This is a genomic window from Lentzea sp. NPDC054927 (assembly GCF_053610285.1).
Genome location: NZ_JBSGXZ010000009.1, coordinates 183,760 through 208,132, shown reverse-complemented (window position 1 = coordinate 208,132; position 24,373 = coordinate 183,760). Strand labels below are relative to the sequence as shown.

Sequence of the window (24,373 nt, the reverse complement as noted above, 5' to 3'; positions counted from 1 at the left end):
GTGCCCGCCGCAACAGCTCAAGAAAACGTGGGGACGATTCTCGGCGCCGAGCGCGCCGATGTCGTGAAGGACAGCTACATCGTCTCGCTGAAGGCCGGCACGGCGTCGAGGGCCGCCGCACCGGGCTTGGCGGGCAAGTACGGCGGCCAGGTCGGTCAGGTCTGGCAGCACGCGCTCAACGGCTTCTCGGTGAAGATGTCGGCCAAGCAGGCCGCCCGTCTGGCCGCGGACCCGCAGGTCGCGTACGTCCAGCAGGACGCAGAGGTGCACCTGCTCGACGTCCAGCAGAACCCGCCGTCGTGGGGTCTGGACCGCGTTGACCAGCGAGACCTGCCGCTGAGCAACAGCTACCAGTACGACACCACGGCGTCCAACGTGACGGCGTACGTCATCGACACGGGTGTGCGCACGACGCACTCCACGTTCGGTGGCCGCGCGACGTGGGGCACCAACACCTCCGGTGACGGCAACAACACCGACTGCAACGGCCACGGCACGCACGTCGGTGGCACCATCGCCGGCTCGCAGTACGGCCTCGCGAAGGCCGCCAAGGTCGTCGCCGTCAAGGTGCTGAACTGCCAGGGCTCCGGCACCACCGCCGGCGTCGTCGGCGGTATCGACTGGGTGACGGCGAACGCGGTCAAGCCCGCTGTCGCCAACATGTCGCTCGGCGGCGGCGCGGACGCCACCCTGGATGCGGCCGTGCGCCGTTCCATCGCGGCCGGCGTCACCTACGCCATCGCGTCCGGCAACTCGAACACCGACGCGTGCAGCACCTCGCCTGCGCGCGTCACCGAGGCGATCACGGTCAACGCGTCGACCAACACCGACGCGCGCGCCTCGTTCTCGAACTACGGCTCCTGCACGGACATCTACGCGCCGGGTCAGAACATCGTGTCGTCGTGGAACACCAACGACACCGCGACGAACAACATCTCCGGCACCTCGATGGCCACCCCGCACGTCGCGGGCGCTGCTGCCCTGTGGCTCGCCACGCACCCGAACGACAACCCCGCCGCCGTGTGGGCCGGCCTGAACGCGGCCTCCACGCCCAACAAGATCACCAACGTCGGCGCGAACACGCCGAACAAGCTGCTCTACACCCTGTGGGGTGGCGGACAGCCTGGTGACCCGTCGGTGACGAACCCCGGTACGCAGAACTCCACGGTCGGCCAGGCGGCGTCGCTGCAGCTGGCGGCCACCGGCGGCACCGCGCCCTACACGTGGTCCGTCTCCGGTCTCCCGGCCGGTCTGTCGGCGTCCGCCTCCGGCGCGATCTCCGGCACGCCGACCACGGCGGGCACCTCCACGGTGACCGCCACGGTGACCGACTCGGCGGGCAAGACCGGCTCGGCGACCTTCTCCTGGGTCGTCAGCGCGGTTGGTGGCGGCTGTGACGCCAAGACCAACTCGACGCCGGTCGCGATCGGCGACCTGTCCACCGTGACCAGCACGATCGTCATCTCGGGCTGCGCGGGCAACGCGTCGGCCACGGCGTCGATCAAGGTCGCGATCACGCACACCTACAAGGGCGACCTCGTGGTCGACCTGGTCGCGCCCGACGGCACGGTCGTCAACCTGCACAACCGGTCCGGCGGCTCGGCCGACAACATCAACGAGACCTACACCAAGAACCTCTCTGGTGAGGCTGCCAACGGCACCTGGACGCTGCGCGTGCGCGACGCGGCGTTCCTGGACAGCGGCACGTTGAACAGCTGGACGCTCGACGTCTGAGAGTCCGCCTGAGCATCACCGTGTGAACGAGACCGCCCCCGGCGCTTCCGCCCCGGGGGCGGTTTCGCACTACAGCCCGATGCGCTGCCGCTCCTCGTCACGGAGCCGCTCGTAATGCGCCACCCTGCCACCGGCGTTGCCCGCGGCCGCGACCGCCGCCTGCAGCACCACCAGCGGCAGCGCGAGCCCCTCGGCCTTCCGGTCCGCCTCCGCGAACACCTCACGGGCGAGGTCTGGCGAGGCGACTCCCGCCAGCAGGAACAGCTCCTCCACGTAGTCGCTGCCCGTCCCCTGGTCGCCGCATTCCCGCAGCGCCTCCCACGCCGCGCGGTGGGCGCCGGCCTGCCGTTCGAGCCCGCCCAGAATCCGCCACCCCGCCGCGCGGTCCGTGTCGTTCTCCGCGAACGCCAGGCACTCGCGCTGCGCCAGAGCCGCCTCGGCGAACGCGCCCAGGTCGGCCAGCTCGTACCGCAGCTGGTTCAGCGTGGGGAGGTCGCGGGGCCGGTCCGCGGCCCACCGGTCGAGCTCGGCGCGGGCGAGGTCCGGCCGGCCCGCCAGCTTGGCGCGCGCGACCCAGGTCAGCGGGTCCTCGTCGGCGACGTTGTCCGGGAACCATTCGCGGCGGGTCTCCCGCCAGTCGTCCAGGTCGTCGTCGTCCTCGTCGCCCAGGAGTTCCAGCACTTCGTCCCGCTCGAGGTGGTCGCTCTCGCGGACGTGGCCGACGGTGGCGGACCACCCGGCGGCGTAGAGGTGCTGGCGGTCGTAGCCGCACCAGGTGTCGAAGTTGGCGCGCTTGATCGCGTGCTGCCGCCATACGTCCTCGACCCGGCCGTGCTCCGCCAGCAGGAAACCGGCCAGCTCGGTCTGCTCGCCGATGCCCTGGAACGCCGCGTTCCTGCGCAGCAACGCCTCCTGCTCGGCGAGGAACCGCACCAGCGGCAGGTCGTCGGGACGGCGGTCGTACTGCAGCGCCCACAACACTTTCGCGCGCGGGACCTCGTTCGTGTCGTCGGCGGTGTCGCTGTCCGTGGACGGCGAGTAGCGCAGCTCCTGCCACGCCTCATGCGACGTGCGCATCCGTGCCAGATCGCGCCGGGCTTCCTCCATCACGGGTCCATTGTGGCCCGCGCGCAGGCTCAGCCGGTGACCGCCGGGCAGGCGGTCACCGGCCGGGCCGGCTAGAGGTCCACGCCGAGCAGCGCGTCCACGGCCGTGCGGATCTGGGACGGGCCGTGCTTCTCGGAACCGCCGTGCGCCAGCGCCTCGTCGGCCCACGCGTCGATCGCGGCGAGTGCCTTCGGGGTGTCCAGGTCGTTGCCCAGGTGGTCACGCAGCCGGGTCACGGTGTCCACAGCGGACGGTCCGGTGTCCAGGTCCGCGGCCTTGCGCCACTTGTCGAGCCGCGTCTGGGCCTCGTCGAGCAACGACTGGGTCCAGGCGCGGTCGGCGCGGTAGTGGCCGGCGAGCAGGGCCAGGCGGATGGCGTTCGGGTCGACCTTCTGCGAGCGCAGCTTCGAGACGAAGACCAGGTTTCCGCGCGACTTCGACATCTTCTCGCCGTCGAGGCCGATCATGCCCGCGTGCACGTAGTGGCGGGCGAACGGGTGTTCGCCGGTGTGGGCCTCGGCGTGCGCGGCCGAGTACTCGTGGTGCGGGTAGATCAGGTCGGAGCCGCCGCCCTGGACGTCGAAGCCCATGCCGAGGCGGTTGTAGGCGATGGCGCTGCACTCGATGTGCCAGCCGGGGCGGCCGTCGCCCAGCTCGGACGGCCACGAGGGCTCGCCCTCCCGCTTCAGCCTCCACAGCAGGGCGTCGAGCGGGTGCTTCTTGCCGGGACGGTCCGGGTCGCCGCCGCGCTCGGCGAGCAGCTTGGTCATGGTCTCGGCGTCGTAGTTCGACTCGTAGCCGAAGTGGCCGGTGGCGTCGTGCCTGAAGTAGATGTCCGGGTACTCGGAGTCGTCGACGCGGTAGGCCGCGCCGTCGTTCACGAGCTTGACGATCACCTCGACGATCTCGGGGATCGCCTCGACGATGCCCACGAAGTCCTGCGGCGGCAGCACGCGCAGGGCCTCCATGTCCTCGCGGAACAGCGCTGTCTCGCGCATGGCGAGCACGACCCAGTCGTCCTGGTCGCGCAACGCCCGTTCGAGCAGCGGATCGTCGACGTCGGTGACGTTCTGGACGTAGTGCACGTTGTGGCCGTTGTCGAGCCACACGCGGTGCACCAGGTCGAACGCCAGATAGGTGGCGGCGTGGCCGAGGTGAGTCGCGTCGTACGGCGTGATCCCGCAGACGTACAACCTGGCGGTGTCTCCTGGAGCCGTCGGACGCACTTCGCCCGTAGCCGTGTCGAACAGCCGCAGCGGGCGGGGGTCCCCCGGAACCCGTGGCACAGGAATCGATGACCAGGTCTTCATGCATCCGACACTAACGCGTGCCGCCGTACGGAGCGCGTATTCCGGCTGTTGGGACCACCACTGCGAACCCGTCGAGACAGAAAGATCGGACATTCGTTGACGACGTTGTCACCACCTCCCTAGCGTCCAAGGGCATGCTTCGTGTCGTCGTAGCCACGGTGGTAGCGCTCTCACTCTCCCCTGCAACCGCACAGGCCGAACCCCTGGATCCCTTGGCGTATCTGGAGAATCCCAGAATGACCGGGGAGAACCAGGAGCCTCCGCACCCGGACCTGTCGCCCGAACGTCGGCTGAGCCTGAACGGCGAGTGGCGCATCCGGATGTTCGACAAGCCGGAGGACGTCACCAACACCCCGGACGGGTGGCGCACGGTCAAGGTGCCGCACACGTGGCAGACCGACTTCCTCGACCACCCGATGTTCCGCAACATCCCCACCGAGATGTACCCGGACAACCCACCGGCCATCCCGCGCGACGTCAACCCCACCGGCGTTTACGAGAAGACTTTCGACCTGCCGGCGAACTGGGACCGCACGCTGGTCAGGTTCGAGGGCGTGACCAGCGGATACTTCGTCTGGGTCAACGGCACGTACGTCGGCTACGACCAGGGCGGCTACACGCCCGCCGAGTTCGACATCACCAGCAAGCTCAAGCCCGGCCGCAACACCCTGAAGGTCCAGGTCCACCGCTGGGGCTCCGGCTCCCATCTCGAGGACTACGACCAGTGGCGGTTCTCCGGCATCTTCCGCGAGGTCTGGCTCTACTCGACCCCGAAGACCTACCTCCAGGACGTCACCATCAAGACCGACCTGGACGCCCAGTACCGCGACGCCACGATCAGCACGGACGTCAAGATCGGCGGGCCGGCCGCGGGCCACACCGTCCGGACCAGGCTTTTCGATCCGCAAGGCCGTGAAGTACCGATCACCAACGGCACCGTCGCGAACCCGCTGAAGTGGACCGACGAGACCCCGAACGTCTACGAACTCAAGATCGAACTCATCAAGGACGGCCGCGTCGTCCAAACCGGCAAGCAGCCGGTCGGGTTCCGCAAGATCGAGATCTCGGACAGGCAGCTGAAGATCAACGGCAAGCGCGTCCTGTTCCGCGGCACGAACCGAGCTGAGACGTCCACGCACGGCAGCAGGTACGTCACCCGCGCTGACCAGGAAAAAGACGTCCAGCTGATGAAGCGGTTCAACATCAACGCCGTCCGCACCTCGCACTACCCGAGCGACCCGTACTTCTACGAGCTCGCCGACCGCAACGGCCTGATGATCGCCGACGAGGTCGACATCGAGACCCACCACCACGACGGCTGCCCGAGCAACTGCCTCGCCGAACGCCCTGAGTGGCAGGACGCGTTCCAGGACCGGTTCGTCGCCATGATGCAGCGCGACAAGAACCACCCGAGCGTGATCATGTGGGACACCGGCAACGAGGCGGGCCTCGGCAAGGCGCACTACACGATGGCCGAGTACGCCAGGAAGAACGACACCCGCCCGCTCTACCACCAGCCGAACTCGCCGGACGGTGACGCGCCGTTCGCGGACGTCTGGGGACCGCGCTACCCGTCGCCCGCGAGCCTCGAAGCCAAGGCGAAGACCACCACCAAGCCGATCATCATGGGCGAGTACGCGCACGCGATGGGCAACAGCCTCGGCAACTTCAAGGAGTTCTGGGACGTCGTGCGCGCCTATCCGCAGGTGCAGGGCGGCTTCATCTGGGACTGGGCCGAGCAGAACATCGCGCTGCCGCTCTACACGACACCGGACGACGCCAACGGCATCATGAGCTGGCTCTCCGGCAAACCGTCCCAGGTGGACGGACCGCACGGCAAAGCGTTGCAGCTCAGCGGACTCGACGACTTCGTGGAGGTCTACCGCGACCGCAAACTCGACGAGGTCAGCACCGGCCTCACGCTCGACGCCCAGGTCAAGCCCGCCACGTGGACCGGCGACTTCACCGTCATCTCCAAGGGCGACCACCAGTACGCGTTGAAGATGGCCAACCGCACCACGCTGCAGTTCTTCATCCACAGCGGCACCTGGCGCACGGTGGAAGCCCAGGTCCCGGCCGACTTCTACGACAACTGGCACCGCGTCACCGGCACGTTCGACGGCACCAAGCTCCGGCTGCTCATCGACGGCAAGGAGGTCGCCACCACCGACTACACCGGCTCGATCGACTGGTCGCACTGGCCGGTCAACATCGGCCGCAACGCCGAGACCATGCAGGAGAACGTCCAGACCCGCATGGCGCACGGCACGATCGACCAGGTCCGGATCTACCACCGCGCCCTGACCGACGCCGAACTGGCGCAGGACCCCAAGAAGACCGCGGTGCTGGCGCTCGACTTCGAACAGCTGGAGGACAAGGGCCGCAAGCAGTCCTACGGCGCGGGCACCGGCGGCGTCGACGGCGTGGTGTGGGCCGATCGCCGGCCGCAGCCCGAGACCACCGAGCTGATGGCGGTCCACTCCCCCATCCGGTTCTCGTTCGCGGACAACAGGCTCACGACCGTCAGCGAACGCCAGTTCACCGGCACCGACGACCTCGAACTGCGCTGGCAGGTCCAGGACAACGGCCGCACGATCGCCCAGCACCGCGGCAAGCTCCAGCCCGGCACGATCACGTTCCCGGACTACTCCGCGCCGACCGAGCGCTGGCTGACCGTCCGCGCCACCGACCGGCAGGGCAACGACGTCGGTGTCGGCCAGTTCCCGCTGGGCGGCACGCAGATCGCCGGCCTGCATACCGAGAACTTCCCCGGCAAGCTCACGACCACCCAGAACGACGACGAGATCGTGGTGTCCGGCAAGGACTTCCGGTACGTGGTCAGCAAGAGGTCCGGCACGCTCACGTCGATGCGCGTGCGCGGCATCGAGCTGCTCAAGACCGGCCCGGAGCTGGACGCGTGGCGCGCGCCGCTGTCCAACGAGTTCATGAGCGAGGACAACTCCTGGTACCGCAACGGCCTGGACCGGCTCGGGACCACGCCGTCGAGCGTCACCGTCACCCAGAACGCCACGGACACGGTCATCACCGCGAAGTCGACGGCGCAGGCGGTCCAGAACGCGTCGTTCGGCCAGACCTTCACCTACCGGATCACCGGTGACGGCGAGATCAACGTCGGCCACCGGGTCGCCGCGCGGGACCGGATGCGCGACCTGAGCTACCTGCCGGGCATCGGTTTCACGCTCAAGGTCCCGCAGGACTACCAGAAGTTCACCTGGTACGGCCGCGGTCCCGGCGAGAACTACGACGACCGCAAGGCGGGCAACCCGGTCGGCGTGTACCAGTCCACTGTGGACCGCGAGTTCAACGACTACTACAAGCCGCAGGACTTCGGCAACCACGCGGACACGCGCTGGGCGACGCTGTCCAACGGCCGCGCGGGCCTGCTCGTCGCGGGTGACCTGGACGTCCGGGTGTCGCAGTACGACGACCTCGACCGGGCGCCGTACCCGTTCGCGCTCAAGAAGAACGACGGCTGGACGACCCTGCACGCGTCCCATCGCGTCACGGGCGTCAGCGAGACGTTCCACGAGCCGTTGCCTCAGTACCAGGTCGAAGCGGGCAACGAGTACGCGTACTCCGTGCTGCTGCGCCCGCTCACGCCCGTGGAGGCCGCAACGGGCAGGCTCGGCCGGCACGTCGCCTGCGCCCCGGCGGTGGCGGTCAACGCCGCTGACACCGCGCTCGAACCGGGCGAGCAGGTGGAAGCCGAACTGGTGATCACCAAGCCGTGCCCTGGCACCACCACGGCCAGGCTGACCGCTCCCGACAACTGGTCGGTCTCCCCCGCGACCGTCGACCTCACCGGCGGTTCCGCGAAGGTGACGATCAAGCGGGACGGCGGGAACACCGGTACCCGGCCGTTGTTCGTGGAGGTCTCCACCGGCAAGGCGACCACGACCGTGACCAAGGACTTCACCGCCACCCCGCCCGCGCCGACAGGCCAGGCGGTGGTGTCCGCGCAGGAGTTCCTCAACGAGAGCAACGGCTGGGGCCCGATCGAACGCGACCGCAGCAACGGCGAGAACTCCGGCGGCGACGGCAACCCGATCAGCATCCGGGGAGCGAAGTTCGACCAGGGCGTCGGGGCGCACGCCGACTCCGAGTTCCAGGTCTACACCGGTGGGAAGTGCTCCTCGCTGAGCGCCACGATCGGTGTGGACGACGAGACGAACGGCAGCGGCACCGTCCGGTTCGAGATCCTCGAGGACGACCAGTCGGCCTATCAAAGCCCTGTGCTGACCGGACAGAGCGCAGCCGTCCCGATCACCGTGGACACGACTGGAGCAACGGTGCTGACGTTCCGGGTGACAGACGGAGGTGACGGCAACGCCCACGACCACGCCGACTGGGCGAGTGCGATCCTGACCTGTCGATAACTGTCAGACCCGAGGCGTACCGTTGGGGATCAAGGGCATTCGCCGACGTAAGGGCGGGGTCTCATGATCTTCTTCGAAATCCTCGGCGGGCTGGTCGTGCTCGGAGGCATCGGCCTCGCGATGACCGCCAGAGTGATCAAACAGTTCGAACAGGGACTGGTGTTCCGGTTCGGCAAGCTCCAGAAGGGCGTGCGCGGGCCGGGGCTGACGATGCTGATTCCCGGGGTGGACCAACTCCGGAAGGTCAACCTGCAGATCGTCACCCTGCCCGTGCCGGCCCAGGACGGCATCACGCGCGACAACGTCACCGTGCGCGTGGATGCCGTCATCTACTTCAAGGTGCAGGACGCGGCGAAGGCCGTCGTCAGCATCGAGGACTACCGGTTCGCGATGCTGCAGGTGGCGCAGACCTCGCTGCGGTCGATCATCGGTAAGAGCGAGCTGGACGACCTGCTGTCCAACCGCGAGCACCTGAACCAGGGCCTGGAGCTGATGATCGACACCCCCGCACTGGAGTGGGGCATCGACATCGACCGGGTCGAGATCAAGGACGTGGCGCTGCCGGAGAGCATGAAGCGCTCGATGTCGCGGCAGGCGGAGGCCGAACGCGAGCGGCGGGCCCGCATCATCACCGCGGACGGCGAGCTGCAGGCGTCCAAGAAGCTCTCCGAGGCCGCGGGGACGATGGAGGCGACGCCCGGCGCGCTCCAGCTCAGGCTGCTGCAGACCATCGTGGAGGTGGCTGCGGAGAAGAACTCGACGCTGGTGCTGCCGTTCCCGGTGGAGCTGCTGAGGTTCCTGGAGAAGAACACCAACATCGAGTTACCTGGGCAAAAAGACCGCACCGATTCGTCCGAGTGAGTTAACCGGCGTAACGCCCACTGCCCCAGAACGACGTCCGGGCAGGGGGTAGTGAGGCATGCAGGACAGGGTCAGAGGCAGGTTCGTCGGCATCGGCGTCGGCTCCTACGAGCTGGTGCAGCCGCTGCAGCACGCCGTGAGCGACGTGCGGGAGCTGCGCGCCCTGCTCAAGGGCTACGAGGGCGATCCGCTGGCCGACCCGACCGAGGCCGAGATCCGCGCGCACATGAAGGGGCTCTGCCAGCAGCCGCAGGACGGCGGCGCGCTGGTGGCGTTGTGGAGCGGGCACGCGATCCCGGTCGCGGGCAACCTCAGGCTCCTGGCCAGGGACAACGGCGGTGCGGTCGACGGCATCACGCTGCACGAGTTCGCGCTGTGGTGTGCCGCGTCGGGCGCGCACCAGGTGCTCATCATCATCGACGCCTGCTACTCCGGCGCCCAGATCGAGGAGGCCGTCCGCACGGTCGCCGCCCTCCAGGAAGAGCTGCTGGCAGGCAAGGTGCACTGGGCGGGCGTGCTGGTGTCGTGTTCGAGCGTCGAAACGGCCCGTGACGGACTGTTCGGCGGCAAGCTCCGCAAGCTGCTGCGTGCCGGTCCGTCGGCTGATGAGGACGCACGGCGGTGGAGCGACCGCACGGCGTTGGTGGACGGTGGCGCGGTCGGCACCGCGTTGCTGAACGCGTGGGACAGCGATGTGCAACGGCCGCGCTTCATGCAGTACGGCTCCGCACAGCCGATGCTCCCCAATCCGCTCTATGCCGCGAACACGGTCGTGAAGCACCTTATGCTGGCCGCGCGCGGCGGTGACTCGGCGGACAACCGGTCATGGTTCACCGGCCGCACCGCCCAGGTCGACAAGGTCGTGAGCTGGGTGAAGTCGGGGAACGCGGGTCTGCGGGTGGTCACCGGGTCGCCCGGCACCGGCAAGTCCGCGATCGTCGGCCGGGTCGTGAGCCTGTCCAACTCGGCGGAACGCGACCTGCTGCTGACCGCCGGGCCGTCGTTCCGGCACGCCGACCCCGGCCTGGGCTCTGTCGACGCGGCCGTGCACGCCCGCGCGATGGACGCCGACCGCGTCGCCGACCTGCTCAGCCGCCAGCTCGTGGGCGCCGGCCTCATCCCCGAACCCGACGGGCCACGTCGGGGTGCCGCCGAACTCGTCGGTGTCGTCAGCACGCTCACCTCACCGCCGGTGCTCGTGATCGACGGGCTGGACGAGGCGCGCGGGGAGTCGTTCTCGATCGCCACCTCGCTGCTGACCAAGCTCGCGAACCACGCCGTCGTGATCGTCTCGACCCGGCAGGCGCATCGCGTCGCGGGTGGCGCGCCGCTGCTCACCGAGCTGTCGCCGGTCGAGGTGCTGAACCTCGACCAGGCCGACAACGCCGCGGACGTGCGCGACTACGTCCTGGCGCGCCTGGGCTCCACCGTGCCGCAGTCCACTGTGGATGAGCTGGCGCAGCTGCCGTTCCTGACCGCGTGGATGCTCACCGACCAGCTTCTGGCCGACGGCGGGGCGGACCTCAAGCTGTCGCTGGACGCGGCGTTCGACCGTGAACTGGCGAAGGTGCCTTCTGCCCGTGCGCTGCTGACCGCGCTGACGTGGAGCTACGGCGCGGGATTCCCCGAAGCCGAGTGGATCGCGGTCGCCGAGGCGTTGTCCGGTGAGACGTTCGGCCGTGACGACATCACGGCCGTGCTCACCGAGCTGGGCCGTCACGTCGTGCAGGACGGTGAGGAAGGCACGGCGGTCTTCAAGCTGACGCACCAGACGTTCGCCGACCACCTGCGGCCGCCGTTCGCGCCGAGCCGGGACGAGGTGTTCGCGCCGGACGCGGAGAAGGTGGCGTGCGCGCTGGTCGGGCTGTACCGGCAGCGGATGGAGGCGGGCGTGCCGCCGAACGTGCCGGGCTATCTGTGGAAGTACGCGTGGCGGCACTGCGGGCACGCCGGCACGCAGGCTCTGGACGGGCTGCGCGCGCTCGCGGGGATGAACCGGATGTTGTTGCCGGACATCGCTCTCGCGACGACGACGGCGGCGAACGAGCTGATGCACTGGGGTCGTGGCGACGAGGCCATCGCGCCGCTCGAGGAGGCCGCCGAACACTTCCGCGCACTGGTGCGGACGACCCGGATGTACTTGGCGGACCTGGCTTTCGTGCTGAACAAGCTCGGCCGGCGGTTCCGCGAGGCCGGTCGGTTGCAGCAGGCCGTCGCGCCCGCCGAAGAGGCCGTCGTGCGGTATCGCGAACTGGTCGCGTCGACTCCGACGACAGCGGAAAGCATTACGCACAAACGTCTTGCGCAACGCATCGCGAAAACGACGACGCACGGCGGTGACAACCCGACGTACTCGGCGCACCTGAGTGGCGCGTTGGTGGACCTGAGTGAGGTCTACGCGATGTTGGGGCGACGGCACGAGGCGCTGTCCACGGCTCGTGACGCTGTGGCAGCCGTGGACACCGACGCCCCACTCGCGCGCGCGATGTCGTGCCTCGCCGCACGGTGCAGCGAAACGGGCCGTCGCTATGAGGCCATGCAACGCTCCAAGCAGGCAGTCGAGCTCTTCTACTCGCTCGCGCAGACGAACCCTGTGTTCCTCGCCGACCTGGTCACCGCGCTGGTCGAGCTGAGCCGCGACTACCTCGCCCTGGGCAGGTTGCCCGAAGCCGACCGCATCACCCAGCAGGCCGCGGAGATCAGCGGCACGCTCGGCAGGCACGCCGCGTTCCGCCCGCTGCTTGCCGACGCCGCGCTGAGCCTGAGCGTCGCCTACAGCATGGTCGATCGCACGGAACCGGCGTTGAACACGGCCCGGCAGGCCGCCGATCTCGCCGACGGACTGCGGATCCACGCCCAGGCGCTGCACAACCTGATGCGCCGCCAGCGGGACGCGGACAAGCCCCGCGAGGCCCTGGCGACCGGGCTGCGGACGGTCGAAGTGTGCCTGCTGCCGGAGAACACCGACCGGCTGTCGACGCTGGCGGCGGCGTTGTTCACGCTCGACACGATCTGCGCGGGGCTGAAGCAGCCCGAGATCGTCGACGAGACCTGGGAACGCGTGACCACCCGGTTCAACGGTCCCCACCTGGCGACGCTGCTGATGCTGCGGGCGGCGGCGATCAAGGCCGGTGATCCGGTGGCGGCGAAGTGGCTGTGCCAGGCGCTGACCCACGTCGGCCAGTCCCGGCAGGCCATTCACGACGTGCACGAGATCGCGCGCCGCCACTACGACTCGGGCCCGTGGCCGTGGGACACCACGCCGGACTGGCTGACCGTCGACCGTGCGTTGCTGAAGACCGCACGGCGGTGGGTGTTCGCGCGCTCATACGCCGACGAACGCGCGATTCTGCTCGAACACCCCGAGCTGCTCTCGACGGACGCGGACGTCGCGGTCACCGAGGCGTTGTACGGCACGAGCCTGATCGAGGCGCAGGTCATCCAGTCGCGCCGAACCACCGCGCAGCAACAGGGTGTGGCGCTCGCGTACCGGCCGTGGCTGCTCGCGAGCCTCGCGGACGAGTTCGTAGACGCCACGCCGGCCCGCCGCCGCGAGCTTCTCGCGACGCGCCGGGAAGAGTTGCTGGACAAAGAAGTCCTGCGCAACATCCGGGACAACAAGCCCGTGCACGCGTTGCTGATGCTGGCCGACGAGGACATCGAAGTGGTCGATGTCGTGCTGGACGCGTTGGAAGACTCCTCGCGGGTCACCGAGATCCTTCGTGGGCTGGCCACGAGTGCGTCACCTCAAGCACTCACCCAGGCCGTGACGGCGTTGGAGCCACACGCCTTGGCAGCGCTGTACAAGGTGGTCGCGCGCGCTCGCGCCGGTGACGGGCGGTTGGCGTTGCCCGCGGCGGGCCGGCGTCTGGCGTGGATCCACGAGCTGACCTATCTGGTGCCCGCCAACCCCGAGCTGCTCACCCTCATCCGCAAGCTGGCCGAGGAGTCCTAGATGAGTGATCTCGTCGTCGTCCTGCCCGGCATTCTCGGCAGCACGTTGCGCGACAAGGACGGCATGGTGTGGGAGGTGTCCGGCAAGGCCGCGCTCCGGGCCGTGCTGTCCCTCGGCCGCAACCTCCAGCGGCTCAAGCTTCCGTCCGGCATCGGCGACGAGCACCCTCAGGACGGCATCGAGCCCGTGGCGTTGATGAGCGACCTGCACGTCATCCCGGGCATCTGGACGCCGTTGAAGGGCTACGACCGGGTGACCAAGCGGATGAACGCGCTCGGTTACACCGTCGAAAAGGGCAACCTGCTGTTGTTCGCCTACGACTGGAGGCTGTCGAACCGCTATAACGGCGCGTTGCTGGCCCGGCGCGTGGACGAGGCGTTGGACAGGATCGGCCCGAACGCCAAGGTCAGCTTCGTGTGCCACTCGATGGGCGGGCTGGTCGCGCGGTGGTGCATCGAGCAGTGCGGGATGGCCGAACGGACCGACAAGCTGATCACGATGGGCACGCCGTACCGCGGCGCGGCCTCGGCGTTGGAACAGCTGGTCAACGGCGTGCGCAAGGGCCTCGGACCACTCGCGATCGACCTGACCGAGTTCTCCCGCTCGATGCCGTCACTGCACCAGCTGCTGCCCGAGTACGCGTGCATCGAGTCGCCCGGTGGCCTGCTCAAGACCACCGAGACGTCGTTGCCCGAGCTGGACACCAAGATGGTGGAGGACGCGGCGGCGTTCCACGGCGCGTTGACCGACTCGTTCGCCGACCGGACGTACGCGATCCTCGGCGGTAAGCAGCCAACGGCCACCACGGCACGCATCGCCGACGGCAAGGCGACCTGCTACCGGACGTACGAGGGCGACGACCTGTACGGCGACGCGACCGTTCCGGCGGTGGGTGCTGTGAGGAAAGGTCTGGCGTTGTCGTCGAACACGCTGCACCGCGTGACGGAGCAGCACACGTCGTTGCAGGACAACGCGGCAGTGCTCGACGCGGTGGAGTCGTTCCTGACCGCGAAGGCCATCGTCCCGCGCAACGTGACGGCGACGGAACCGCAGGTCAGCGTGCCCGACCTGGCGTTGGTGGGTGAGGACCTGGAGGTCACCGTCGAGCTGAAGGACACCACTCCGCGTGCGTTGAAGGTGGCGTTGGTGAACGAGCAGGGCAAACAGGTCGAATCGCGCAGTCCGGCGATCTCCGAGACCATGACGATCAAATTCGATGGATTGGCCCCCGGCGCCTACTACGTGCAGGTCAGCGGCATCTCGGTGGGCGCCCCGGTGGTCCCGGTGACCTCCGCGGTGCTCGTCGTGGATTGCCCCGTGGTCTGACCGGGAGGACGATGTTCCCGGTACATGAGGAGGCGAGATGACCACGATCAAGCCCACGCCGGTGGTACCTCATCCGGGGGCCGCGCGCGCCCGGCCGAAAGGGTCGTACTTCCTCTCGCTGTTCAAGACGACCGATCCCAAGCAGATCGGGATCATGTACCTGACCACGTCGTTCGCGTTCTTCATGGTCGGCGGCCTGATGGCGCTGCTGATGCGCGGCGAGCTGGGGCGGCCGGGTCTGCAGTTCCTGTCGAACGAGCAGTACAACCAGCTGTTCACCATGCACGGCACGATCATGCTGCTGCTGTACGCGACGCCGATCCTGTTCGGGTTCGCGAACTTCATCCTGCCGCTGCAGATCGGCTCGCCGGACGTCGCGTTCCCGCGCCTGAACGCCTTCTCGTACTGGCTGTACCTGTTCGGCGGCCTCATCGTGGTCGCGGGGTTCATCACGCCGGGTGGCGCGGCGGACTTCGGCTGGTTCGCCTACACGCCGCTGTCCTCGGCCGTGCACTCGCCGGGTGTCGGCGCGGACATGTGGATCATGGGTCTCGCGATCTCCGGCCTGGGCACGATCCTCGGCGCGGTCAACATGACCACCACGGTCGTGTGCCTGCGGGCGCCGGGCATGACGATGTTCCGGATGCCGATCTTCACCTGGAACATCCTGGTGACGTCCGTGCTGATCCTGCTGGCGTTCCCGATCCTCACCGCGGCCCTGATGGGCCTCGCGGCGGACCGGCACCTCGGGGCGCACGTGTTCGACCCTGCCAACGGCGGCGTGATCCTCTGGCAGCACCTGTTCTGGTTCTTCGGCCATCCCGAGGTGTACATCGTCGCCCTGCCGTTCTTCGGCATCGTGACCGAGGTCTTCCCGGTGTTCAGCCGCAAACCGTTGTTCGGCTACAAGGGCCTGGTGTTCGCGACGCTGGCGATCGCGATGCTGTCCGTGGCCGTGTGGGCGCACCACATGTACGCCACCGGTGCGGTGCTGCTGCCGTTCTTCGCGCTGATGACGTTCCTGATCGCGGTGCCGACGGGCATCAAGTTCTTCAACTGGATCGGCACGATGTGGAGGGGTCAGCTGACGTTCGAGACGCCGATGCTGTTCTCGATCGGCTTCCTCGTGACGTTCCTCTTCGGCGGCCTGACCGGCGTCCTGCTCGCGTCGCCGCCGGTGGACTTCCACGTGTCCGACACGTACTTCGTGGTGGCGCACTTCCACTACGTGCTGTTCGGCACGATCGTGTTCGCCACCTACGCCGGCATCTACTTCTGGTTCCCGAAGATGACCGGGCGGATGCTCAACGAACCGCTGGGCAAGCTGCACTTCTGGACGACGTTCATCGGGTTCCACGGCACGTTCCTCGTCCAGCACTGGCTGGGCAACGAGGGCATGCCGCGCCGCTACGCCGACTACCTCGCCTCCGACGGCTTCACGACGCTGAACACGATCTCGACGATCGGCTCGTTCCTGCTCGGCGCGTCCGTGCTGCCGTTCGTGTTCAACGTGTTCCGCTCCTACCGCTACGGCGACCCCGCCCCGCAGGACGACCCGTGGGGCTACGGCAACTCGCTGGAGTGGGCCACGACCTCTCCCCCGCCGCGGCACAACTTCAAGGAACTGCCGCGGATCCGGTCCGAGCGCCCGGCGTTCGAGCTGCACTACCCGCACATGGTCGAGCGCATGCGGGACGAGGCGCACTTCTCGCTGACCCATCCCGGCAAGCACAGGGCCGGCAAGGATGAGGCCACCGAGAAGGCGCTCGCCTCGACAGAACGTGACGGGCCGACCGAGTAGGTCAGCCCTGGGCAGGTCGGTTTGGGGTAGGTCAGCGCCGGCCGGGCACCATGCCGGCTTCGAGAACGGCCTTGCTCAACGGCGAGGCCAGCTCGACGAACCGCTCCTTCTCCTGGTCCGACAACACGTCGTAGGCCGGCGCGGCCATGCGGTCCGTCTCGTCCTCGATGCCCTGCCTCAGCTCGCGCCCCTTGTCGGTGAGGAGCTGGTCCTCGCCGATGAGTCCGCGCTGCTGCAGGTCTTCCAGCGTCGCCGCCCACTGCTCCTCGGACCACGCGCGCGTCTTGCGCAGCACCTCGGCCGGGAAATCACCCGTCCCCACGTGCAGGACGAGCGCCTCGATGCCGGTGACGTTCTGGCCGAGCAGGGCCGCGAGGTGCCCGTCGCCACGGAACTCACGCAACAACGTCTGCGCGTGGAACAGCTGCAGCAGAGTGTCGTCCGGCCACGGCAGAGCAGCGTGCGCGGCGAACAACGTACGGCCGTGCAACATCTCCTTGGCCCGCTCGGCAGCACGCTTGGCCAGCTCGGTGATCTCCTTGAGGTCGTCCGGCAGCACCTTGCGCAGCGCCTCGTCCGCCGCCTCCCACCGCAGCTCGAGCATGCGCTGCGGCGTGACCTTCTCCCACGCCTGCGGAATGCGCGCCCGCACGATCGCGGGGTTGAAGTTGTAGAACGTCGCGATCACGACCTCGGCCCCGACCGCCCCCAGCGCCGCCGCCCGTGACGCGAAGTACCCACCGGGCCGATCCAGCCCGACACTGGCGTACCGGGTCTCCGCCTCGGGGGCGAAGTAGATCATTCCGTGCACGGCCTCGAGCGAACGAAAGAGAGTCCTGATCATCTACCCAACCTAGAACCTCCAGGCTCGTAAGTCAGGCGCCAAAAATTGTCAGACCCCTCTGTCAAGCTCCAAGACGTGGACTCGAACACCTTCTGGAAGCTCATCGCCGACGCCAGAGCGAGCGTCTCCGACCCCTCCGACAGCGAGGCCGTGGTCGCCGCAGCCACCACCCTGCTGGCGGCCCAGCCACCCGCCGAGATCGTCGCGGCCCAGCAAGTCCTCTGGGACCTGCTGGCGGAGTCGTACCAGAACCCGCTGTGGGCGGCGGCCTACCTGATCAACGGCGGCTGCTCGGACGACGGCTTCGACTACTTCCGCGGCTGGCTGCTCACCCAGGGCGAGGAGGCCTTCACCTCGACCCTGGCCTCCCCGGACTCGCTGGCGTCCCTGCCGGTCGTGGTGGCCGCCGCGGAGTCCGGCATGGAGATCGAGTGCGAGGACGCGCTGTCGATCGCCTGGAACGCGCACATCAAGGCCACCGGCATGCAGTTGCCGCAGGACGCCTTCCGGATCCGCTACCCCGACCTCGACCCGGAGTGGGACTTCGACTTCGACGACGGCGAGGAACTCTCCGCCCGCCTGCCGAAGCTGGCCGCGCTCTACGAGGTCTGACCGCGCTCCTGCCCGCTCTCCACCTGGGCTGAACGGGTGAACGCACGGCTGCGGGCTCACACCGGACGACTGCTCCGCGATGAGCAGGTATGCGCTGGTTGTTGCTGTTCTTCGGACTGGTCGCGCTGGCCGGCGCGGTCCTGGTGGTGAAAGCCGGCCTCGAGAACGCGGACCAGATCGCCAGCGTCGTCGGTGCCGCCGCGGGCCTGCTCTCGCTGGCGTTCACGATCTACGCCTTCATCGTCACCAAACCGGCGCCGCCCACGGAGCCGCAAGGCAACACGATCTCGAACTCCACCGTGCACGGATCGGTGACCCAGGTCCGTGACGTCAAAGGCGACCTGAACCTGTGAGCATCACGAACTCCTTCGTGGCGGGCAACGCCGTCCAGATCGGCTCGGTCGGCGGCAACGTGACCCTCGCGCTGGACCGCCCCGACTACCAGGTCCAGTGGCTGGCCCCCACCCCGCCGCCGACCTACACCCCACAACGCCATCGCACCCCGAGCAGCCTGCTCGACACCAAGCGCGAGGTGGTCCCCTACCGCCACCGCCCAGCAGAAGAACAACGCCTCCTCGACTGGCTGGCCACCGACGCCCCCTCCTCCGTGCTCCTGCTGCACGGCGCCGGCGGCCGCGGCAAAACCCGCCTGGCCAACGCTTTCGCCGCGCACTCCCACGCCACCGGCTGGTCAGTCGCCCACGCCCTGAACCGCGTGACCGACAAGCCGTGGATGCTGCCCACCGGCACGCCCAACGCCACCACACCCGGCCAGGGCGTGCTCGTCGCCGTCGACTACGCGGAACGCTGGCCCGCCGACGTCCTGCTGACGTTGATCACCGACCTCTCCCGCACCCACCCGACGGAGAAGGTCAGGGTGCTCCTGCTGGCACGGTCCATTCAGGACCTCTGGCAACCGCTCTGCGACCAGCTCGACCGCACCCCGATCGAACTTCCGGAGCCGATCGAACTCGTCGACCTCACCGACTCACCAGACGCCCGCACGTGGGCGTTCACCGAAGCAGCGCAAGCGTTTCACGCCGCGCTCGGCCTCACCGGCGCCTGCCCAACGGCACCACCCGACCTCGCTCACGACGACTACGCCTCACCCCTGATCCTGCACATGACCGCGCTGGCGGCGGTCTGCGCCGAACGCGACCACGAGGAGCTCCCGAACCGCGACGAACTCTCCGGCTACCTGCTCGCCCACGAACGCCGCTCCTGGCCACCACACCCGAACGGCGGCGACGCGGTCTTCCTCGCCATCCTCTTCGGCCCGATCGACAGCGAGGACAACGCCCTCGAACTGCTGCAGGTCGCAGGCGTCACGGACAGCACTGCCACCAGCCGCTCTCTGCTGACCTGGCACGACCGCGTCTACCCGGCACCGCGGACCACCCTGTCGCCGCTTCTGCCGGACAGGTTCGGGGAAGACTTCGTCGCCGAACACCTCAAGTCGTACCCACGCGCCGCGGCCCTCATCGAAAGGGTGACGCAGAGCCACGTTTTCGACTCATCGGCATTTCGACGACCAACAGCGGTTCTGGTCGCTGCCGCGGCCAGGCACCCTCACATGTGCACCACGCTGTGGCAGGTCCTGCCGAAGTGTTTCGGGCTGTATCACACGCCGAGCGCTGAGCTGGTCCAGCTGGCGATCGCACATGCCCCGTTCGACATCAGAACCTTGCTGCACGACCGGCTACCCGGACCCAAGACAGGCATGCGGAAGCTGGGTCTTGAGCTGACCCGGAGCCTGATGAACGACATGACCGACGACACGCCTGATCAGACCAGGGCGGGCATCTTCATGAACGCCGCCAGCCGATTGGCGGACGTCGGCAGCGATCACACTCTCGTGCTCGAACTGGCGCACCGCAGCACCTCCTTGATCATGGCCGCCTGGAGGGACGGATCCAACGACCTGCAGATGCCAGCGGCGCAGATAGTGCTCAACGGTGGAGCGCATTTCGCCAAAGCCGGTGACCTGCCCAGAGCGCTGCTCCTGACGGAAACCGCCATCAAGATCCTTCGCCGGGTGAACCCCGATGATCGAACTGATCGCGACATCAATCTCGTGTGCGCACTGAACAACCTGTCCAACCAACTTTGGCAGCTGGACCGCACGGACGAGGCCGAAGTCGCCGCCACCGAAGCCCTGGAGCTCGCTGAACGCAACACAGGGTTCAGCCTCCGCATGTCGGACCTGGCTGGAGCGGCCGCACTGCTCTCACGTCGGTTCGCGACGTGGAAGAAGATGAGCGAAGCCGTACGAGCATCCAAAGTCGGGGCGGAGATCTACCTCCGGCTGGCACATCAATCACCGGAGTTCTACGCAAGGCATGCGACGGTGAGCCTCAACGAGTACGCAACTTATGTCGCCATGGCGGGCACACCTGACCAAGCGCTGATCGAGATCGTGAGAGCCATCCAGATCGCTCGTCGTAGCCTGGACGCCGACATCGAGGGGTTCGAGCGTGAACTCCCTCAACTGCTTCACAATGCGGCTGAGATCGGTCTGATGACACCTGCCGCGAGCAATACCAGCCAGGCACATGCCTGGGCCACTGAGGCCGCTGAGCGCTACCGCGCTCTCCTGCCGTCACATCCCGACCTCCGACCACGGCTGACCGAGGTTCTCAAGCTCCTCCGTGAGATCGACGGGCGATGAGCACGCCGAAAGCCACGTGATCCAGCCACTGCGGAACCCGTGGCAGGGCGCGGATCTGCGCGTTGTGCCGCCCGACGACCTCCAGGTCGAGGACGGCGATCAGCAACCCGGCCACCGCCCCACCAACCACACCACGCACCCGCAGCCGTGTGAGTACGAACGTCCAGAACGCCGACACGGCCAAGTGCACCACCACGCCCGCACCAGCACCACCGCGCACCAACGACCCAGCAGCGCGCGTGGCACGCAACGGCGAGTCGCCCGTCACCAGAGCGTGCACGGTCGACGGCACGCCGCTCAACACCACAGCGACCAAGAACCGACGCACTAGCGACGCTTACGCCGGGACTTCAGGTAGTCGCTGACCACGGCAGCCCCGAGCCCTTCCTCGTCCGGCGACACCACTCGTCCACCACCCCGCCGGGCCACGATGTCCACGAACTGAGCCAGCCGGGGGTCATCCCCGAGCTTGAACACCGAGATCGTCGCCCCGAGCCGGGCCAGCGCGTCGACCTCGTTCAGCGTCTTGGTCAGCGTGCGGGGCAGCGGCGGGTAGTTGAACTCGGCGTCGCCCTCGGGTTCGAGGTGTGCCGTGGGTTCGCCGTCGGTCACCACGAGCACCACGGGCTGTGCGTCGGGGTGGCGGCGCACGTGCCGTCCTGCCAGCAACAGCGCGTGGTGCAGGTTCGTGCCCTGTTCCCACACGCCTTCCAGCGCGGTCAGCTGGCCGATGTCCACGGCCTCGGCGTAGCGGCCGAAGGTCACCAGTTGCAGGGCGTCGGTGCGGAAACGGGTGCGCACGAGGTGATGTAGCGCCAAGGCCGTGCGCTTCATCGGCACCCAACGGCCGTCCTGCACCATCGACCACGAGGTGTCCACGCACAACGCCACGGCGGCGCGCGTGCGGTGTTCGGTTTCGGACACTTCCAGGTCCACGACGTCCATGGACATCGCGCCGGACCGCAGCACGGCGTTGCGCAGGGTTCGCGGCACGTCCCACGGTTCGGTGTCGCCGAACTGCCACGGCCGGGTCGAGCCCATCAGCTCGCCCGCGGCGCCGGCGGAGACGGTGTCGCGCGAACCCTGCGACGAACGCAGCTGGTCGACGACGCCGCGCAGAGCTGTCTCGCCCATGCGCCGCAACGCTTTCGGGGTCAGGCGCAGCGAGCCGTCCGGAGCGCGTTCCACGATGTTCTGCTGTTTCAACGCACGTTCGAGGTCGGCCAGCCGGCGGGCGTCGACCGAGGCCGACTCGCCCAGCTGGCGTTCGAGCGCCTCCAGGTCGATGTCCTCCAGGCGCGCGCCAGGATACGACTGGGACAGCTGCTCGGCCAGGCCGTCGAGTTCGGCGAGGTCCGCCATCGCCTGGGCGCCCTCGCCCAGGCCCAGCGGGTCCTGACCGCGGAAGCGCGACGACGAGGTCCAGTCCTCGCCGGGTCGCAGCTGCTGGAGCAGTGAGTCCAGAGTGGACAGCTGGGAGCCGATGCCGCCGAAGGCCTGCTGGGACAGCGCGGAAAGCTCGGCGCGCTGGGCGTCGGTCATCGAGTTCATCATGCGTTGCGCGGCGGCCGAGCGGGCGGCCAGTGCGTCGATGAGCTCGTCGACGTTGCGGGGGTTCTCCGGGAAGAAGTCGCCGTGCTTGCGCATGAACTCGTCGAACTGGCGAGGCGTGTCCGGGGAGCCGGCAGCGTGGGCCTCCAGCAACGAGTTCAGGTCGCGCAGCATCCGCTGGATGCGCTTGACGTCCTCGGAGTCCACGTTGGACAGTGCGTCCTTCATGCCTTTGAAGCGCTGGTCGAGCAGTTCGCGGCCGAGCAGGTCGCGGATCTGTTCGAACGCCTCGCGGGCCTCCAGCGACTGCCAGTCGTAGGAGGACAGCTCGGAAACGGCCGCCGCGGTGCCCGCCGGCAGGGCGTCGAGCTGGGCCTCGCGGAAGCGCGCGTCGTCGGACGGGTCCGGGAACAACGCTCGGCGCTCGGCCTCGACCGCCTTGTCCAGCAGCTGGCGGACCTCGGACAGCGTGCCGTCCAGCCGGTGCCGGCGCTGGATCGACGCACGGCGCTGCCACAACCGCGAAGTCAGGTCGTCGAGACCACGGGTGCCGTCGACGCCGCGCCGCAACAGCTCGCGCAACGCCGCGTTGGGCGACGCGCCTTCCATGATCTCGCGGCCGAGCTCGTCGACAGCCGCGCGGAGGTCGACCGGCGGCGCCAGCGGGTCGGCGCCACCACCCCAGCGTCCGTAGCGATATCTCATCCGTACACCGATCGGTCGTCGTCGGAGGAGGTGTCCTTCGACAGGTGGCGAGTCAGGTACAGCGACTCCAGCGCCAGCTCCACCGCGGAGGCGATGCGGCCGACGGGGTCCTTCGGGCCCGCGCCCATCCGTGCCGCGACCTCGTGCAGGATCGGGAGCTCCGGCAGCGCCGCCAGCAGGTCGCCGGCGTGCACGCGGTCACCGGTCGCGACCGGGTGGCCGTCCGAGACGACCTCGGCCAGCGCCCGCAGGTTCAGCCCGGCCAGGCGGGCGCGGGCGGTGTCGGCGATCGAGCGGCGCAGCAGGTGCACGAGCACCTCGTCCTCGCGCCCCTCCTCCCCCGCCTCGAACTCGAGCTTGCCGCGCAGCACGTCCGGCACCGACTCGAGGTCGATCGGACGGGCGATGGCCGGGGTCTCGCCGATCAGCGCGGACCGGCGCAGTGCCGACGCCGCAACGGTTTCCGCCGCCGCGACGGCGAACCGGGCGGAGACACCGGAACGCTGGTCGATCGACGACGACTCGCGCAGGTGCCGGACGAACCTGGCGATGATCTCCAGCAGGTGGTCGCCCACCTCGGCGACGAGATCGGCTTCCTGGCGGACCAGGTCGACCTCGGCGTCGATCTCCAACGGGTAGTGCGTGCGCACCTCGGCGCCGAAACGGTCCTTGAGCGGCGTGATGATGCGGCCGCGGTTCGTGTAGTCCTCGGGGTTCGCGGTCGCCACGAGCAGCACGTCCAGCGGCAGCCGCAGCGTGTAGCCGCGGACCTGGATGTCGCGCTCCTCCATCACGTTGAGCAGCGACACCTGGATGCGTTCGGCCAGGTCAGGGAGCTCGTTGATGGCGATGATGCCGCGGTGGGCGCGCGGGAGCATGCCGTAGTGGATCGTCTCGGGGTCGCCCAGCGAGCGCCCCTCGGCGACCTTCACCGGGTCGACGTCGCCGACCAGGTCACCGACGGACGTGTCGGGCGTCGCGAGCTTCTCCGCGTAGCGCTCGTCGCGGTGCCGCCACACCACCGGCAGGTCGTCGCCGAGCTCGGCGGCACGCCTCTTCGACTCCGGCGTGATCGGCTCGAGCGGGTGTTCGCCCAGCTCGGAGCCCTCGATGACGGGCGTCCACTCGTCCAGCAGGGACACGATCGTGCGCAGCAGCCGGGTCTTGCCCTGACCGCGCTCACCGAGCAGGACGACGTCGTGGCCTGCCAGCAGCGCGCGTTCGAGCTGCGGGAGCACCGTGCGGTCGAAACCGACGATGCCGGGCCACGGGTTGCGTCCCTCGCGCAACGCCGCGAGGAGGTTCTCCCTGATCTCGGTCTTGACGCCGCGCGGCAGGTGCCCGGCGGCGCGCAGTTCGCCCGCCGTGCGGGCCAGGTTCTGGGTCACCCCGACGACGCTACGCACCGAAACGGGACCCGTCGACGTGGAGCAACTCCAGGGCGCGGACGCTTCTCGTACAGCAGAATGCGGGGCGATATGAGTGACTCTGTTGATTTCAGG

15 protein-coding genes are annotated in these 24,373 nt (G+C 68.6%); 9 read left to right on the top strand and 6 right to left on the bottom strand.

Annotation, left to right across the window (positions count from 1 at the left end):
* The first annotated feature begins 27 nt into the window (after positions 1 to 27).
* Complete coding sequence (locus ACWGE0_RS17130; protein ID WP_452261842.1) at positions 28 to 1,734, top strand: S8 family peptidase; 1,707 nt, start codon at positions 28 to 30, stop codon at positions 1,732 to 1,734.
* Positions 1,735 to 1,803: 69 nt separating this feature from the next.
* On the opposite strand, the gene ACWGE0_RS17125 is transcribed toward ACWGE0_RS17130, so the two are convergent.
* Together ACWGE0_RS17125 and mshC are read right to left on the bottom strand one after the other, a co-directional pair.
* A complete protein-coding gene (locus ACWGE0_RS17125; RefSeq protein WP_452261841.1) occupies positions 1,804 to 2,844 on the bottom strand; it encodes a hypothetical protein in 1,041 nt (346 codons plus the stop codon).
* 68 nt (positions 2,845 to 2,912) lie between these two features.
* Complete coding sequence (mshC, locus tag ACWGE0_RS17120; RefSeq protein ID WP_452261840.1) at positions 2,913 to 4,151, bottom strand: cysteine--1-D-myo-inosityl 2-amino-2-deoxy-alpha-D-glucopyranoside ligase; 1,239 nt, start codon at positions 4,149 to 4,151, stop codon at positions 2,913 to 2,915.
* 236 nt (positions 4,152 to 4,387) lie between these two features.
* On the opposite strand from mshC, the gene ACWGE0_RS17115 reads away from it, so the two are divergent.
* The 5 genes from ACWGE0_RS17115 (at position 4,388) to ctaD (ending at position 16,491) form a co-directional block, all read left to right on the top strand.
* Entirely contained in the window at positions 4,388 to 8,548 is a 4,161-nt protein-coding gene (locus tag ACWGE0_RS17115; protein ID WP_452261839.1) for a glycoside hydrolase family 2 TIM barrel-domain containing protein, read from the top strand.
* Between the two features lie 63 nt (positions 8,549 to 8,611).
* Positions 8,612 to 9,409 (top strand): slipin family protein, encoded by a 798-nt coding sequence (locus ACWGE0_RS17110; RefSeq protein WP_452261838.1) that lies wholly within the window; start codon positions 8,612 to 8,614, stop codon positions 9,407 to 9,409.
* Between the two features lie 58 nt (positions 9,410 to 9,467).
* Entirely contained in the window at positions 9,468 to 13,364 is a 3,897-nt protein-coding gene (locus ACWGE0_RS17105; protein ID WP_452261837.1) for an AAA family ATPase, read from the top strand.
* On the top strand, positions 13,365 to 14,690 hold the full coding sequence (locus ACWGE0_RS17100) for a lipase/acyltransferase domain-containing protein (protein WP_452261836.1): 1,326 nt from the start codon (positions 13,365 to 13,367) through the stop codon (positions 14,688 to 14,690). It begins immediately after the preceding gene.
* A 37-nt stretch (positions 14,691 to 14,727) separates the two neighbouring features.
* A complete protein-coding gene (ctaD, locus tag ACWGE0_RS17095; protein ID WP_452261835.1) occupies positions 14,728 to 16,491 on the top strand; it encodes an aa3-type cytochrome oxidase subunit I in 1,764 nt (587 codons plus the stop codon).
* A gap of 31 nt (positions 16,492 to 16,522) precedes the next feature.
* Here the strand turns inward: ctaD and ACWGE0_RS17090 are convergent, their stop codons facing one another.
* The gene (locus tag ACWGE0_RS17090; protein WP_452261834.1) at positions 16,523 to 17,335 is read right to left on the bottom strand and encodes an SCO6745 family protein; all 813 of its coding nucleotides are present in this window, start codon (positions 17,333 to 17,335) and stop codon (positions 16,523 to 16,525) included.
* A 75-nt stretch (positions 17,336 to 17,410) separates the two neighbouring features.
* Here ACWGE0_RS17090 and ACWGE0_RS17085 point away from each other — a divergent pair, with 75 nt between their 5' ends.
* From ACWGE0_RS17085 to ACWGE0_RS17075, 3 genes are all read left to right on the top strand, one after another.
* Positions 17,411 to 17,947, top strand: coding sequence for a DUF4240 domain-containing protein (locus ACWGE0_RS17085; protein ID WP_452261833.1), 537 nt, complete (start codon positions 17,411 to 17,413; stop codon positions 17,945 to 17,947).
* An 89-nt stretch (positions 17,948 to 18,036) separates the two neighbouring features.
* The gene (locus tag ACWGE0_RS17080) at positions 18,037 to 18,300 is read left to right on the top strand and encodes a hypothetical protein (RefSeq protein ID WP_452261832.1); all 264 of its coding nucleotides are present in this window, start codon (positions 18,037 to 18,039) and stop codon (positions 18,298 to 18,300) included.
* Positions 18,297 to 20,615, top strand: coding sequence for a hypothetical protein (locus tag ACWGE0_RS17075; protein ID WP_452261831.1), 2,319 nt, complete (start codon positions 18,297 to 18,299; stop codon positions 20,613 to 20,615). The genes ACWGE0_RS17080 and ACWGE0_RS17075 overlap by 4 nt, the downstream gene beginning before the upstream one ends.
* On the opposite strand, the gene ACWGE0_RS17070 is transcribed toward ACWGE0_RS17075, so the two are convergent.
* The 3 genes from ACWGE0_RS17070 to ACWGE0_RS17060 are packed head-to-tail and all read right to left on the bottom strand — an operon-like array spanning position 20,584 to position 24,259.
* A complete protein-coding gene (locus ACWGE0_RS17070) occupies positions 20,584 to 20,943 on the bottom strand; it encodes a hypothetical protein (protein ID WP_452261830.1) in 360 nt (119 codons plus the stop codon). The genes ACWGE0_RS17075 and ACWGE0_RS17070 overlap by 32 nt on opposite strands.
* On the bottom strand, positions 20,943 to 22,871 hold the full coding sequence (locus ACWGE0_RS17065; RefSeq protein WP_452261829.1) for a vWA domain-containing protein: 1,929 nt from the start codon (positions 22,869 to 22,871) through the stop codon (positions 20,943 to 20,945). Before ACWGE0_RS17065 ends, ACWGE0_RS17070 begins: the two co-directional genes overlap by 1 nt.
* Complete coding sequence (locus tag ACWGE0_RS17060; RefSeq protein WP_452261828.1) at positions 22,868 to 24,259, bottom strand: sigma 54-interacting transcriptional regulator; 1,392 nt, start codon at positions 24,257 to 24,259, stop codon at positions 22,868 to 22,870. The genes ACWGE0_RS17065 and ACWGE0_RS17060 overlap by 4 nt, the downstream gene beginning before the upstream one ends.
* Positions 24,260 to 24,373: the final 114 nt, after the last annotated feature.

Bases quoted from the DNA above. Each gene is read 5' to 3' on its own strand.
- mshC (WP_452261840.1), bottom strand. From the start codon at position 4,151: ATGAAGACCTGGTCATCGATTCCTGTGCCACGGGTTCCGGGGGACCCC.
- ACWGE0_RS17115 (WP_452261839.1), top strand. From the start codon at position 4,388: ATGACCGGGGAGAACCAGGAGCCTCCGCACCCGGACCTGTCGCCCGAA.
- ACWGE0_RS17110 (WP_452261838.1), top strand. From the start codon at position 8,612: ATGATCTTCTTCGAAATCCTCGGCGGGCTGGTCGTGCTCGGAGGCATC.
- ACWGE0_RS17105 (WP_452261837.1), top strand. From the start codon at position 9,468: ATGCAGGACAGGGTCAGAGGCAGGTTCGTCGGCATCGGCGTCGGCTCC.
- ACWGE0_RS17100 (WP_452261836.1), top strand. From the start codon at position 13,365: ATGAGTGATCTCGTCGTCGTCCTGCCCGGCATTCTCGGCAGCACGTTG.
- ctaD (WP_452261835.1), top strand. From the start codon at position 14,728: ATGACCACGATCAAGCCCACGCCGGTGGTACCTCATCCGGGGGCCGCG.
- ACWGE0_RS17090 (WP_452261834.1), bottom strand. From the start codon at position 17,335: ATGATCAGGACTCTCTTTCGTTCGCTCGAGGCCGTGCACGGAATGATC.
- ACWGE0_RS17080 (WP_452261832.1), top strand. From the start codon at position 18,037: ATGCGCTGGTTGTTGCTGTTCTTCGGACTGGTCGCGCTGGCCGGCGCG.
- ACWGE0_RS17065 (WP_452261829.1), bottom strand. From the start codon at position 22,871: ATGAGATATCGCTACGGACGCTGGGGTGGTGGCGCCGACCCGCTGGCG.